11 protein-coding genes are annotated in these 15299 nt (G+C 49.3%); 3 read left to right on the top strand and 8 right to left on the bottom strand.

Annotated features, from left to right (window positions below; all coding sequences use genetic code 11):
- Nucleotides 1–19: 19 nt before the first annotated feature.
- Nucleotides 20–367, bottom strand: a complete 348-nt coding sequence (locus K6T23_RS02905; RefSeq protein ID WP_309300024.1) for a lmo0954 family membrane protein — start codon at nt 365–367, stop codon at nt 20–22.
- 1149 nt (nt 368–1516) lie between these two features.
- Complete coding sequence (locus K6T23_RS02900; RefSeq protein WP_238283557.1) at nt 1517–3304, bottom strand: M3 family oligoendopeptidase; 1788 nt, start codon at nt 3302–3304, stop codon at nt 1517–1519.
- Between the two features lie 199 nt (nt 3305–3503).
- Here K6T23_RS02900 and K6T23_RS02895 point away from each other — a divergent pair, with 199 nt between their 5' ends.
- Together K6T23_RS02895 and K6T23_RS02890 are read left to right on the top strand one after the other, a co-directional pair.
- A complete protein-coding gene (locus tag K6T23_RS02895) occupies nt 3504–4229 on the top strand; it encodes a TspO/MBR family protein (RefSeq protein ID WP_309300023.1) in 726 nt (241 codons plus the stop codon).
- Between the two features lie 44 nt (nt 4230–4273).
- Nucleotides 4274–4411, top strand: a complete 138-nt coding sequence (locus tag K6T23_RS02890) for a hypothetical protein (protein WP_162244076.1) — start codon at nt 4274–4276, stop codon at nt 4409–4411.
- Nucleotides 4412–4439: 28 nt separating this feature from the next.
- Here K6T23_RS02890 and K6T23_RS02885 read toward each other — a convergent pair whose 3' ends face one another.
- From K6T23_RS02885 to K6T23_RS02875, 3 genes are all read right to left on the bottom strand, one after another.
- Nucleotides 4440–6320, bottom strand: a complete 1881-nt coding sequence (locus K6T23_RS02885; RefSeq protein ID WP_238283556.1) for a cation:proton antiporter — start codon at nt 6318–6320, stop codon at nt 4440–4442.
- A 66-nt stretch (nt 6321–6386) separates the two neighbouring features.
- Complete coding sequence (locus tag K6T23_RS02880) at nt 6387–7703, bottom strand: oligosaccharide flippase family protein (protein WP_056532848.1); 1317 nt, start codon at nt 7701–7703, stop codon at nt 6387–6389.
- 115 nt (nt 7704–7818) lie between these two features.
- Complete coding sequence (locus tag K6T23_RS02875; RefSeq protein ID WP_238283555.1) at nt 7819–10983, bottom strand: efflux RND transporter permease subunit; 3165 nt, start codon at nt 10981–10983, stop codon at nt 7819–7821.
- 163 nt (nt 10984–11146) lie between these two features.
- Here K6T23_RS02875 and K6T23_RS02870 point away from each other — a divergent pair, with 163 nt between their 5' ends.
- A complete protein-coding gene (locus K6T23_RS02870; protein WP_238283554.1) occupies nt 11147–11977 on the top strand; it encodes a TetR/AcrR family transcriptional regulator in 831 nt (276 codons plus the stop codon).
- Nucleotides 11978–12033: 56 nt separating this feature from the next.
- Here the strand turns inward: K6T23_RS02870 and K6T23_RS02865 are convergent, their stop codons facing one another.
- The 3 genes from K6T23_RS02865 to gntK form a co-directional block, all read right to left on the bottom strand.
- Nucleotides 12034–12690 (bottom strand): oxidoreductase, encoded by a 657-nt coding sequence (locus tag K6T23_RS02865; RefSeq protein WP_079514726.1) that lies wholly within the window; start codon nt 12688–12690, stop codon nt 12034–12036.
- A gap of 58 nt (nt 12691–12748) precedes the next feature.
- Nucleotides 12749–13468 (bottom strand): YebC/PmpR family DNA-binding transcriptional regulator, encoded by a 720-nt coding sequence (locus K6T23_RS02860; protein WP_048006760.1) that lies wholly within the window; start codon nt 13466–13468, stop codon nt 12749–12751.
- A 90-nt stretch (nt 13469–13558) separates the two neighbouring features.
- Nucleotides 13559–15079, bottom strand: coding sequence for a gluconokinase (gntK, locus tag K6T23_RS02855; protein WP_079515371.1), 1521 nt, complete (start codon nt 15077–15079; stop codon nt 13559–13561).
- Nucleotides 15080–15299: the final 220 nt, after the last annotated feature.

The following is a 15299-nucleotide window of genomic DNA, read 5'->3' as shown; positions in this document are numbered from 1 at the left end:
GTTTTTCTCTCCTTTAAGATCAGTTTTTATTCAATTTGGACCATTCACGTTCAAAGTTCGTGAACGGATCGGCGGATTCTTCTTTCACCACTTCTTCTTTGTTCCAGTTCTTATAGATCACATAGAGCACGTACAGGGCAACCAAGCCGATGATGGCCGGGAAGTTCGAGACGGTCGAGCTGAAAGCTGCAAGACCGATCAACGCCCAGACGATCTTGGCGAATGTCGAGTCTGTTTTCAGGAATTGCTTGATACTCACGTACATGAGGGCACCCGATATAAGAAGGACCGCGATCGGACCCAGATTCACAAGAAGCACGATGGCCGAGATCCCCCCTGCCACAATCAAACCGAATTTCTTCATCATTGTTTCCTCCTTTCTTCTTCATGTCTTTATCCTACCTGCTACGCTCGTTTTCCATAACGAGCTACAGCCAGATTTCACACTAGGACCTGAGACGTAGCGCGACTCGGACCAGAAGGGTTTTGATCACCTTGGGTATGAGAATATTGATGGCTAAATAACTCTATATGAAGTCCACGGTGGCAGACTAGCCCGTTCCTTTGCGCTGCAGGGATTTGCTTTCCGCGGGGAGCATGTCGAGCCTCCTCGTGCCTGCGGGGTCTCGATCATCCCCCTTTTCCGCAGGAGTCAAATCCCTTCCGCTCCAATCCACTCAGTGGTGTTGGACTAGGAGAGGTAATCGTTTGTTAATAAGGATAGAAAGTCATGCTAATAAAGAAACTAGGATGGGGATGTCCTGCTTCTCCTGCGCCAAAGTATAGCGAACATAAAAAGCTCGCATTCAGCACGCATTCATTGCAAAAAACTGGATGCGATACCTTGCATCAAATCAGCACATCCCCTTTCCCTCGCACAGAGTGCAGTGCAGCGAAGGCCTCCCGACTCCTATGGGAGAAGCGGGCAGGGTGAGACCCTGCAGGCAACGCCGAAGCGGCTCACCGCACGCCCCATGGAAAGCGGGTGGCCGCAGCGGAACGGAACGGGCTCTTTCCACCACAACCTTATGTTAAGAACAGAATGACGATACTTGGTTAGCGCATCCCCTCTCCCTCGCACAGAGTGAAGTGTAGCGGAGGCCTCCCGACTCCTATGGGAATAGCGGGCAGGGTGAGACCCTGCAGGCGCAGCCGAAGCGGCTCACCGCACGCCCCATGGAAAGCGGGTGGCCGTAGCGAAACGGAACGATCTCGTCTCCACCACAACCTTATGTTAAGAACAGGATGACGATACTTGGTTCCAATCAGCGTACCCCCTCTCCCTCGCACAGAGTGCAGTGCAGCAGAAGCCTCCCGACTCCTATGGGAATAGCGGGCAGGATGAGACCCTGCAGGCGCGCCGAAGCGGCTCACCGCACGCCCCATGGAAAGCGGAAGGCCGCAGCGGAATGAAACGGTCTCGTCTCCACCACATCCTCATTCCAAAAACAGGATCGCAATCCCACAAAAAAACAGCGCCTGCCAGAAACCTGACAAACACTGTTGCTGCTCATACTTATTTCGTCAACTCAAGAAACTCTTCCGCATCCTGAATGCACAAACGGATTCCCTTTTCCCAGAACGCCTCTTTCGTGATATCCTCGCCGAGATGCTTCATCGCAAGCTCCTCCACATTCATCACCGCCGTATCACGAAGCAACGCCATATACTTCTCCTCATAATCCCCGCCAGCCTCAAGCGCCTTCGCATAAATGCTCAACGAGAACAAGTAGCCGAACGTATACGGGAAGTTATAGAACGGCACACCCGTGATGTAGAAATGAAGCTTCGATGCCCAGAAGTGTGGATGGACTTCATCCACTGCTCCGGCATACGCTTCCTTCTGCGCTTCCGCCATCAGCTCATTCAGTTTATCTGACGATACGATCCCTTTCGCACGTTCCTCATAAAAGCGCGTCTCGAACAAGAACCGCGCATGGATGTTCATGAAGAACGCCACACTGCGCTGAAGCTTGTCTTCAATGAGGGCGACCTTCTCTTCCTTCGACTCCGCTTCCTGTACCGCTGCATCCGCCACGATCATTTCTGCAAATGTGGAGGCTGTTTCCGCCACGTTCATGGCATAATTGCGATTCAGCGTATGCATGTCCTTGAGTGCATGTGAATGGAACGCATGACCGAGCTCATGGGCAAGGGTCGATACATTGGACATCGTCCCGGAATAGGTCATGAAGATCCGTGACTGCTGACTGAGTGGGAAGGAGGTACAGAAGCCTCCAGGGCGTTTACCGGGGCGATCCTCCGCTTCAATCCAAGAATCCTCAAACGCTTTTTCTGTGAACTGGGCCATTTCGGATCCGAAACGCGCAAACTGTTTCTGGATGAATGCCGCTCCTTCATCGTAGGACATAGTGGACGTCGTTTCTGCCACAGGGGCGTCAAGGTCCGACCATGTCAGTTTTTCCTTGCCGAGGATCTTCGCTTTTCGGTTAAGGTATTCAACGAATGGAGCCTTATGTTTGGAGATCGCTCCCCACATGGCATCGAGGGTTTCCTGCTTCATTCTGTTGTATTCAAGAGGCTCTTTTAAGATCTCTTCCCAGCCTCGCTTTTTATAGACATTGAGCCTGAATCCGGATAGGTGATTCAGTGTTTTGGCAAACAGCTCTTCTTTTTCTCCCCAGGCTTTTTCAAGCTTCTCGAACACCGCTTTACGCGTGTTGTCGTCAGGGTGGGAAAGGAGATTATTCGCCTGTCCTACGGAATAGCTCTTCCCGTCATGTTCGATGGTCATGGTGCCTACGATTGTGTCATACATCTGGCCCCATCCATGATAGCCGTCCACTGCAAGTGCCCCGATCAAAGACTCTTCCTCACTTGATAGTTTATCTTTTGCTTTTTGACGCCATTCTTCAAGGACAAAGGCGATTTCCTTCAGTCCTTCATGCTTGAGAAGCTCAACCCATACCTGTTCGCTGCATTCAGACAGCTGCTGTTGGAACTTCGTGAATACACTTGAAAAGTCCGCGCTGATGGTTGTCACTTCTCCCCGAAGGGCGTTTGCCTTCCTGTCGTGCATATCCTGTGCCTCGAGACAGCTGACGAATGCGCCTGCCTGTCTGAGGTTCATCATGACGTCTTTTGCTTCATCGATCAGGTTCCACACTAAAGCTGCGTCTTCGCCTGTTTGAGGCGGATAGAATGCCACCGCGTTTTCCTCGAACCGCCGCTTCATTTCTTTCAGTTCATCCAGATGTGCCCGGAACTCGGCTGATTCGCTTCCCCCTTTGAAAAATACGTCCAGATCCCAAACTTCCGAATATGTATGTGTTGAATGGCTCATTATGTCCTCCTAAAAGTGTTCGTTTTTATCCTTCTCTCTGCCTTTATTCGTGATGACAGGGCAAAATTCCTGCTTTACACGTCCTTAATCCTTTCTTCCCAAACTGTCGTCCGGAGGTTTTTAATATGGCAAAAGTGGAATAGTATAGCATGGAAAACGATTTTCCGGATACACTACGAAAAAATTGGAGGTCATCATTATGAGAGTCATTCTTAACATCCTTGCGTTTGCATTGGTCATCGTGATGAATACGCTCGCGGTCACACTGCCCCTGAACAATCAATCCACAGGCGAAATTAGTGACCGCCTGGATATCATGCTCACACCTGCTGGATATGTCTTCTCCATCTGGAGCCTGATCTACTTACTATTGGGTATCTGGGTCCTGCGACAGATTCCGAAGGCACGGAGAGATCTACCCCTCTATACACGCACAAGCGGATGGTTCATCCTCAACTGTCTCTTCAACTCACTATGGATCGTGATGTGGCACTATAACTATTTCGGCATCTCTGTCCTGGTCATGGCAGGAATCCTCCTTACACTGATTGCCCTGTATAAGCGGGTGAAATCGACAGATCCTTCCCTTTTGGACCAGGCACCCTTCTCCATCTATCTCGGCTGGATTTCGGTAGCAGCGATCGTGAACGTCACGTACTATCTGACTGAAATCGGGTTCGACGGCTTCGGCATACCGGATATCGTCTGGGCTTCCCTTGGATTGGCGGCAGCGACCATCCTCGCGTTCTGGTTCAGGACAAAGGAAAACGACTTCCTATATCCCCTTGTTATTGTCTGGGCATTCATTGGGATCGGAGTGAAGAATATGGATGAGCATTCCGGGTTTGCTTATGCAGCCTATGCACTCGCCGCTATCATCTTCCTCTTCGATGTCTTTTACAGAAGGAAAAAGGTAACAGCATAGGTCCTGCACCCCCTGCTCATAGTATGAACAGGGGGTGTGTGGAATTGAGCCAAAACCAATCACGCAAAACGTCTGCCGGAACGGACATTGACGAAGTGAAACGCCTTAATGCACAATCTGGCAAGACCTATAATGAAGTGAAGAAGCTTCTCAGTAATATGCTTCACAGCGAGCGCCGTTAAACGCCCTCCACATGAAAAGCCATCCCGTTCAGCGGGATGGCTTTTCGCTTTCTTTTTCTTTATTTCGTTCCGCTTCTTTATTCTCTGCGATCCGTTCGTTGATTTTGTTCATTTCCTTCTTCCGCGTGGTCAAGCTGACGACGATGTCCCCTTCTTCCACCCTTGGAGAGGCTTCATTGCGGAAGAATTCAACCTTGCCTGTCGACTTTTGGATGAGGAGCAGGATCGTTCCTTCCTCAATATCCTCCATATAGCTTTTGAATGGATATTTCTCGGTGACGGTTGTCTTCCGGAACACATCCCCACACTCTACCCGTTTATTGAGTTCTTCCCACGTCGGTCCATCCTGGAAGACGATATTCCCGCCGATGGTATGAACCATCTCTTCAAGGTCTTCACCAGATTGGTTCCTTAAATTCAACTGATACAGGTTGTTCCGTCCAAACTCAGAAATGAACGACGTACAGACAAGGGCATTATAGGAATCAAGTTCCGTGGCTGCGATCATGTAATCATATGGAGTCATATCCAGACGGTATTCCGTCTTCTCTGAGAGGATCTCGCCCGAATAGAACGGCAGCCCGGCCTTTCTTGCACTGTAGAGTCTCTGCCAAGATGAATCGGCAATCAATGTGGGGATCTTCAGTTCACGAAGTGCCTTGGCAAATTCAGTACTGAACGCACTCCCCCCGACCAGGATGACACCGGGATGCTCATCGTTGGCAAGCTTCAGTTTACTCGCCAGCCACTTGATGGAGAAACCGTGGGCACATACCGTGGCAAAGACAAGGGCAAATGTCAGGGATGTCAAAATGGAGGCATCCTTGAACCCCTTGTCCAATAAAACCGAAGCGAAGTAGCTTGACACCGTAAGGGCTACAATTCCACGCGGTGCGATCCACCCAACCAGTATTTTTTCCCGTTTCGACAGATCTGTCCCGATGGTTGATAACCATATGGACAACGGTCTGACGATGAAGAGCATGAGAAGTACAAATCCAATAATCTGCCAATCAAAGATTTCAAGAAGGGTATCCACAGTCAGGGAAGCTGTCAGCATGACGAATATGGTCGATGTGAGCAATACCGAGATATTTTCTTTGAAATGCCTCATATCACTGATCGAGGCAATATGCATATTGGCAAGCGTCATCCCCATGGCAGTGACAGCAAGGAGCCCTGTTTCGTGGGTGATCTGATCAGAGACCGAAAAGCCCGCCAGCACTAAGGCAAAGACGACCGGTGATTTCAAGAATTCCGGTACATGTCCCTTTTCAAAAAGGAATCCAGTGAATCGTCCAAGCGCCCACCCAAGCACGATCGCAAAGAGTGATGCAGCAAAGAATGAAACAAGCTTAAGAATAGTAGCGTCCTCGCTGATAAGGAAATTAATGATTTCAAATGCAAAAACAGCAAGAAGCGCACCGAATGGATCGACGATGATCCCTTCCCATTTCAAAATCGCTGCAGGTCGCGGCTTAAGCTTTGACTGTCTGAGGAGGGGCAGGATGACTGTTGGCCCGGTAACGATGAACAACCCTCCGATAACGAAGGCAACCGCCCATGACAGTCCTGCAACATAGTGGGCACCCAGCGAACCCAAGATCCAGGCGAGGAACGCACCGATCGTAACGATCCTGAATACCGGTTTACCAAGGCCCCTCACTTCCCTGAAATCCAGATTCAGGCTTCCTTCGAAAAGGATGATGGCAACAGCCATGGAAATAAGCGGTTCATACAGTTCCCCGAAAACTTCTTCAGGATTGATGAGTCCGAGGATCGGACCAGCAAGTAAGCCGACGATGGACATGACGACGATGGCGGGAAGCTTGAACCTCCATGCCGCCCATTGGGAAGCGATTCCCAGGAAGCCGACTAACATAAGGTTAAATAAAATCGATTCAATCATACAGTTTCTCCTTTAACGTAATGAAGCCAGCGGGGCCCGCTGACTTTCAGGTGAGCTATGTTTAGTTTATATTTTTTCCGCGGGTTTTAACCAAACCGTCGCTTCCAACTCTTTACAGATGGTGAAATAGTGAAGCAGCATGGCGAGGACGGCTCCGCCGTTCATCCCGACAATAACTCCTTCCATCCCGTAGCGTGATCCCATCAAATAAATGCAAGCGAATGAAAAAGCACTTGCCCACATCGTATGTAGCAGGGCATCTTTCACGAGTCCAAGGCCGATCATGAATGCTTGAAGCGGCAGCATCAGGAAGTGGAATAAGAAATACGGCCATAAAAGCTTCAGGTAATAGGCAGATGTCACAGAGTGGAAAAAGCGCTCTGTAATGGCGTCTCCCCAAGCATAGTACACGAATACGACCGGGATCCCGTATCCGATCGTGAGCCACATCACCTGCTTCAAGTGAGCTAGAATCCCCGGCCAATCGTTCGAAGATGCCTTCTCTGATATGGTCGGGATGAGGACCGTCATCATGGACACGGCGATGAAAGAAGGGAAGAATCCGATGGTCAGGGCAATTCCCGCAAGCATGCCGAAATGTTCATTAGCCTCCCCTGCCTCCATCCCTGACATGACGAGTGCCAGTTTGATGAGAAAAGGCTGGATGGCATGTGTCAGAGCATGGAATATCCGCAAAAAGGTCGTCGGGATCGAAACCGACAACACCGCTTTTCTCATCTCTCCCTTCGGTAGACTGCTATGGCTATCCTTCCTTTTACCCCGTATCTCGACTATGTAAGCATGGATTAAATAGACAAATACAATGCACTCGCTGGCGATCATCGTGCCAAGTGCAATGAAGATGGACGTATTGAGCTCGAACTCCAAGAATTGATAGATGGACACAAGGAGCAAAAGCTGGATGCCTTTTCTCAGGAAATTGGCCGCAGCAATCTTCCCCATCTTCTGGATCCCCATAAAGTATCCCCTCGTAATGGAGGTGAAGGCGATGATGGGGATGACGAGGATGATCAGCCATCTGATCCCCTGATGGTAGCCGCTGAATAAGGGCGTCCATGCGTATACCAGGACCATGACGCCGAGTAGGATGATGGTCGTAAGGAGCGCGAATCGGAACGCATAGCCAAGCATCCCCCTATGGAGCCTTTCTTCCCTCTCGGCAAAAAACTTGGAAAGGGAGATGGGTAGCTCCATGCTCGATAAAATCACAATTAAAAAAACGGTGGGCAGGATGGACATATATGTACCAAGTCCCGCTTCACCCAGTTCCTGCGCCAATATCATATTGATGATGAATTCCAGGAGCTCGCCTGCGAATGCCGTCACCATCAAGATCAAGATTCCTTTATAAAACAGATTCATCCACAGTCCCGCCCTTTATCACAAGATGTTCTAGTCTATGACAGGCAATCCTGGAATATGAGGACAGGCAGGATGACAAAAAAGCAGCCCCCGTCAGGAGACTGCTTTCTTATTGTTATTCTGCTTTGGATTTTCTGGTTACCTTGCGTTTGATCTTCATGAGGATCTCATACACGATCGGTACGATCACAAGAGTCAGAAGGGTTGAACTTGTCAATCCACCAATGACCGTCACACCGAGACCTTTGGAGATTAATCCGCTGCCTTCAAGGCCTAGAGCGAGCGGGAAGAGCGCCCCGATTGTCGCGATGGCCGTCATGAGGATCGGACGTAGACGGGTGGCACCTGCTTCGAGCAGGGCATCACGCGTAGACATTCCTTCGTTCTCTTTGTGAATGACGCGGTCCACAAGGACAATGGCATTGGTCACGACGATTCCGATTAGCATCAGTGCTCCGATCAGGGAGGAAATACTGATGGTTTCACCAGCAATCAACAGGCCGACAAGGGCACCGATCACGGTGAACGGCAAGGAGAACAGGATGGCAAATGGCGCAAGCCCTCCACCGAATGTGATGACAAGGATCAGATACACGATGGCAATGGCTGCCAGCATGGCAAGACCGAGCTGTGTAAAGGATTCCTGGATGTCTTGGGTGACTCCGCCCATGTTCACATCGATTCCAGATGGAAGATCCATATCATCAATGTCTTTTTGAAGGTCTTGAGAGGCTTTTGATACATCATCCGACTTCAGCTCACCGCTCACATTGGCGTAGACTTTCCCGTCACGTCTTGAGAGGGTATCGGATGTTTCACCTTCTTCAATCTTCACGACATCGCCGATCTTCACTTCCATACCAAGTGGAGATTGGATCGTTTTATCTTTCAGGTCGTTGATATCTTTATAGCTTTCCTTCGGTGCATCGAGGTAGATATCCACATCTTCCCCGTCTTTCTGGATGGTGGTCAGCACAGGTCGCTGGCGATCCTGACTGAGCTCCATGGCGATTTGGCCCGCTGTGAGTCCAAGCTCGCTCAGTTTCTCCTGATCGGCTACGAAGGAGTACTCTTCGTACGATTCAGCAAGGGAGTTCTTCACTTTTTTATAGTCGCCTTTGTCTTCCATCTTTTTCTGAAGATCTTTGACGACAGGTTCGATGTCCTTCACGGAATCACCGTACACATAAACGGAAATCTCATTGCTTCCCGCACTGGCCGAGAAGTCCTGGGATGCCCACTCCCCTTTGGATGTGGTTTCCTGAAGGTGTTTGATGACCTTTTCTTTCTCATCAGAGAAATTCTTTGTATCTTCGTCATACGATACGAAGAAAATGGCATCGTTCGTGCTTCCTGGACTCATCGGATTCTCGCTTCCGACAGAGTATTGGATGGTGTCTGCGCCTTTTCGGCTTTGAAGATAGCTTTCTGCTTCATCGGCGATTTTCGCCACATCTTCACGGGTCTGACCCGGCTCCGGTTTGAACGTAGCCATGATCATCTTCTCTTCATCACCAGGAAGGAAGCTCACACCGATCTTCGGCACGAGGAAGAGGCTTCCTACGAGCATGGCGATGGCAAGGACCGAGGTAATGATTTTATGATTCAGCGTCCAGTTCAGGATTCGCTTGTATCCATTGGCCATGCGGCTTGGTTTTTCCACATGCTTTTTCTTAGATGAGCCCGGCTTGAACATCGTGTGAGCAAGCATCGGTACGACAGTGACTGCCACAAGGAGTGATGCCAATAGGGCAAATACGATGGTCAAGGCGAACGGAAGGAATAGTTCCCCGATCATTCCTTGGACCAATCCGAGTGGAAGGAACACGGCAATCGTTACGATCGTTGAAGACATGATCGGCACGAACATTTCCTTCGTTGCTTCCCGGATCAGTTCTTTGCCTTTCAGTTTTTCACCCGGAAGGGCCATACGGCGATAAATATTTTCTACAACAACGATGGAGTCATCGATGACACGACCGATTGCGACTGTCATGGCTCCAAGCGTCATGATGTTCAATGTGATATCCATTTCCTTCAGGAGAAGAATCGCAATCAACAAGGAAAGCGGGATGGAAATGACGGAAATGATCGTTGACTTGATATCACGAAGGAACAGCAGGATGATGATGACGGCGAAGATCGCTCCGAACAATGCTTTGTTCAACATCGTGCTGACGGACTCTTCGATTGGTTCACCCTGGTCAAACGTAGACGTCAGTTCAACACCATCGATATCTTTCTCAAACTTCTTCATCTGATCTTTCACGGCATTCACGACATCCACCGTATTGGCATCAGCTGTTTTTACAACCTGAAGCCCGATGGATTCTTTGCCATTGGTTTTCGAGATTGATTCAGCTTCACCTTTCACCTTGATGTCGGCGATTTCAGAAAGCTTCACCGTTGGGATCTTCATCTCTGCTCCCTGCTGAGGAGCTGCAGCCTGTTGCCCTTGCTGTGCTTGTGGCGCTTGAGCTTGAGGAGCCTGCCCTTCTGCTCCGCTCATTCCCTGTTGTGCACTTTCAGCATCGCCAGGGACAAGGGGAATCTTCACGTTTTCAAGATCTTTGACGGTCGTGATGTTCCCGTCGACAAGGACGGACTTTTGGGTATCATCGAACGTGTAAAGCCCAAGAGGCTGGGAAATGTCTGACCCTTGGATGATGTTCTTCACTGTATCTTCAGTCAGTCCGTATTGATCAAGTTTATCCTGATCAAATACGATTTGACCTTCCTGCACTTCCTGACCGGAAGCTTGAACAGAAGCAACCCCATCAAGACCTTCAAACTCAGGGATGATGGTGCCTTCCACAGTCTTCGTCAATTCAGACAGGGATTGATTCTCATCCGATACGCTGAGGGCGATGACCGGGAAGGCATTCAGGCTGAGCCTTGATACTTCAGGGTCGTTGACCTCGTCAGGGAAGGAGATGTCAGAAACGGCATCTTCCACCTCCCTCTTTGCTTCATCCATGTCTTTGGAATACTTATATTCAATCTGAATGGCCGAAGCATTTTGATACGAAGTGGAGCTTACGACGTTTACTCCGTTCAGATTCTGGACGCGCTGCTCGATGGGTTCGGATACTTTATCCGCCACATCTTCCGGTGTCGCGCCTGGATAAACCGTCGTGATGGTGACAACAGGCGTATTGATATTCGGCAATGTTTCAAGCTTCATGTTGAAGCCTGAATACAAGCCCGCCACGATGATGATGATCGTCATCAGCCAAACGGCGAATTTGTTTTTCAGGACAAAATTGATGATACTATTCACTCAAATACCTTCCTTTCCAAAATAAACTGACCGACTAGTCATAACATCACCTAATATAACTGACCGAACAGTCACTCGTCAATAATTTGTGTATTAAAAGGGTTTATTTTTTGTGACCATTCGGTCATAATGTACCTATGAGACCATTGGGGAGAGAACGTGTATGAAAGAAAAAGAAAAATTGATCATCGAAACGTCGATGAAGCTGTTTGCCAACAAAGGATTCAACGCTACCTCTGTTCAAGAGATCGTTGAGGAATGCCATATATCCAAAGGTGCCTTTTACTTATATTTCAAATCGAAGGATGCCCTCCTTTTTGCCATCATGGAGCATTATTTCCAGATGATCCATACAAGCATCAATGAAGTCGAGCACGCTGATCTTCCTCCCTATGAGAAATTCCAGAAGCAGTTGGAACGCCAATTGACGGAGATATCGAGACACAAAGAGTTCATCGTCATGCAGATCAGGGAAAATGCCATCCCCTTCAATGAAAAGATCGAATCTTTGTTGATGGAGATGAAACGGGAGTCCTACCACCTTTATTCACGAAGGCTTTATGAAATCTACGGTCCTCCGATCGAGCCATATATTTGGGATGCCACGATGATGATCCACGGCTTTTTCCATTCTTACCTTGAAACCATCATCCTAGACCAGATCCCTCTTGATTTCGCGTATTTATCCACCTTCGTATTGAGAAGGATGGATGATATGGTGGAGGGGCTGGTCAAAAGCGGAGATGAGCCCGTCATGCGCAAAGAGCGAATGGAGACACTCCTGCACGTGGAGAAAGCCCAACTCTGTTCCTTAATCGGTGAAGCATCAAACAAGACAGAAGACGAGAATACCCGCGTATCCCTCGATGTCATCAAAGAAGAACTCGAAAAAGAAGAACCACGGAAGATTGTCATCAAGGGCATGATGGCGAACCTGGAATCCGATCCTTCCCTGCGCCCCCTTCTGAGTGCATTGAAAGAGTATACGGTTTAGACAACCAAAAGAGCCAGGCCCCCCAATGGAGGAGCCTGGCTCTTTTTCGTGTATCGTCACAGTTCCTGAATGGCATCTGATTCCCATACTAAAACGTTGCGGTCCCAATGGCCGCTTGCAGCTGACAGCATCCCTCTTGCCACCTGGATCCCTTCGATGCTCCGGTATTTTCTCAGCTTTCCTCTCATGAAGGGCTGAAGGATCCGCGATGCCGCTTCCCCCATCTTTTCCCCAAAACGGAACTCTGCCCGCTCCCCAAGAAGAAGGGACGGCCTGAAAATATGGAGGGTTGAATATCCCAATGCCGTGATATCCCTCTCTGTCATCCCTTTGACACGACTATAGAAAAAGCGTGAGTCCACATCAGCTCCCATGGAAGAGATCAACAGGAATTGTTTCGCTCCGTGGATTTTTCCGAGTTCTGCAAGCTGTAGCGGATACCCATGATCGACTCTCTTGAATGCCTCCTGGGACTTGGCTTTCTTGATCGTCGTTCCGAGGCAGCAGTAAACATCATCGATTGTCTCACCAGGCTCCAATCTCATATCGTCCAATGATTGCACCCGTTCATCCAGCTTTTCATGGGCGACCCCGGACTCTCTCCTCACAATCGAGATAACCTTATCGTAACGTGGAGAATCAAGGAGCAACCTGACCAGCCTGGAACCTACCATCCCCGTTGCCCCGGCAATGAGAGCGACTTTTCCTTCCATGAAACTGCCTCCTTTTTAAAAAGGGGTGCCCCGGTAGACCCGGGACACCCCTCATTCTTTATTCACCTAAATCAACGTTATGATAGACCTGCTGGACATCTTCAAGGTCTTCGAGAGCATCGATCATTTTCTCGAACTGCGCCTTTGCATCTTCAGGAAGTTCTACATCGTTCTGTGCAAGCATGGTCAGCTCGGCCACGGAGAATTCCGAAATGCCGGCTGCCTTGAATGCTTCCTGTACAGCATGGAATTGATCGGGATCAGCATACACGATCACCGCATCTTCTTCTGCGATGATGTCACGGGCATCTACATCCGCTTCCATCAGGATTTCAAGAACGTCATCTTCTGACTTGCCTTCGATTCCGATAACGGCTGTCGCGTCAAACATGTAAGCAACCGATCCACTCACACCCATATTCCCGCCGTTTTTACCGAATGCCGCACGCACTTCGGATGCTGTACGATTCACATTATTGGTCAAGGCGTCTACAATGACCATGGAACCGTTCGGGCCGAAGCCTTCATAGCGGAGCTCATCATAATTCTCATCGGAACCGCCCTTCGCTTTTTCAATGGCACGGTCGATGATGTGCTTCGGTACGTTGTACGTTTTCGCACGCTCAAGGGTGAACTTCAGCGCCTGATTCAGGTCCGGGTCCGGTTCGCCTTGTTTGGCCACTACATAAATTTCACGACCGAATTTTGCATAGATCCTACTTGTATTGGCATCCTTGGACGCCTTCTTTTCTTTGATATTATTCCATTTACGTCCCATCTATAACACTCACTTTCGTTCAATAAATTCCTATCGTGTCAATCCTCATCCATTATACCCTATAAAGGTGGGATTTGGGGAGGAGCACTCTTACGATTCGATCCTTCTTGCCTGAAAATCACTGATGGCATCGTATTCCGGTGCAAGGAGCGCCGGCAACCGCGAAAAGATCGGCATCAATTCCTGATATACTTTCACAGCCTCGGGTTCAGGTCGGTGTGAATGAACGCTGCCCACCATAGAGCGTACTTCTTCCAATGACCCCATCCAGCCCTGATCCACCATCCCGAGGACGACGGCACCGAGGCAGGAGCTTTCAAAGCTCTCTGGGACAAATACTTCCTGGTTGAAGATATCGGCGAGCATCTGCCTCCACAGTTCAGAACGGGCGAATCCACCGGTGGCCTGCACACGTACAGGGGTGCCGATCAATTCTTCCAGCGCCTGAAGGACGCTGTATAGATTCATGACGATGCCCTCAAGGACTGCTCTGACCATATGTTCCTTCTTATGATGCATGGCAAGTCCGAAGAAGGATCCCCTTGCTTTTGCGTTCCAAAGAGGCGCCCTTTCTCCTGCCATATATGGGTGGAAGATCAGACCGTCCGCTCCTGGATTGACCTTGGAGGCGAGAGCCGTCAACACTTCATAAGGTTCGAGGCCCAGTCTGCCGGCAGCGTCCACTTCAGCTGTAGCGAGTTCTTCCTTCACCCAGCGGAAGATCATTCCTCCGTTGTTTACAGGTCCACCGATGATCCAATGCTTATCGGTAAGCGCATAGCAGAATATCCGCCCTTTTGGATCGGTGATGGGACGATCCGTGACGGCACGGATGGCACCGCTTGTCCCGATTGTTACCGCAACGACCCCGCTTTCGATGGCGTTCACACCAAGATTCGAAAGGACGCCATCGCTCGCTCCTACGTAAAACGGTGTATCTGCATCGATTCCGAGTAACTCGGCGTAATTCCCTTGAAGCCCAGTCAGGCTCGTGGTGGTAGAAACCGGCGTAGACAGCTGGTTCTTTTTAACCCCTGCGACCTCCAGCGCTTCTTCATCCCAATCAAGATCTTCGAGATGAAACATCCCAGTGGCAGACGCGATTGAATAATCGATCACATACTTATCGAACAAACGGTGGAAGATGAATTCCTTGATGGAAATGAACTTCGCCGCTTTTGCAAAAAGCTCGGGCTCATCATGACGTAGCCAGGCAAGTTTCACAAGGGGGGACATGGGATGGATCGGCGTACCGGTCCTTTGGTAAATCTCCATTCCGTTCATCTCATGCTTGATCTTTTCCGCCCATTCACTGCTTCGGTTATCCGCCCATGTAATGGATCGGGTCAGCAGACTGTTTTCCTCATCTACCAAGATGAGACTGTGCATGGCGGAACTGAACGATACAAACGAAATCTCCTCTTCCGTTTTCCCCGCTACTTCCTTGATGCAATAAATGACTGCCTGGAAGATTTCTTCGGGATCCTGCTCTGCCACTCCCGGAACCGGGGTGTGAAGGGGATACTCGATTCCATGGCGCTCGATTGCTTCGCCTTTTTCATTGTACAGTACAGCTTTGGTACTGGTGGTTCCAATATCGACACCTATCATATATCGTGACATGACTATTTCCTCCTAAACGAACATAGAAAAGGGATGATCCTTCTTTCATTAAATCGGGGCAGACGTCGCCCAGTCGTTTTAAATACCTCTTTCTAACATAACACCTGAAAGCGCATTTAACCAAACCATATACACGGAAATCTCCTAGGTTCAGCCATCTGGAAAAATGATGAAAGTATTCAAAAAATATTTTTTATTATGCAAACGA

Source organism: Rossellomorea marisflavi, from assembly GCF_022170785.1.
Lineage (GTDB): Bacteria > Bacillota > Bacilli > Bacillales > Bacillaceae_B > Rossellomorea > Rossellomorea marisflavi_B.
This window is presented reverse-complemented; position numbering and strand designations above follow the sequence as displayed.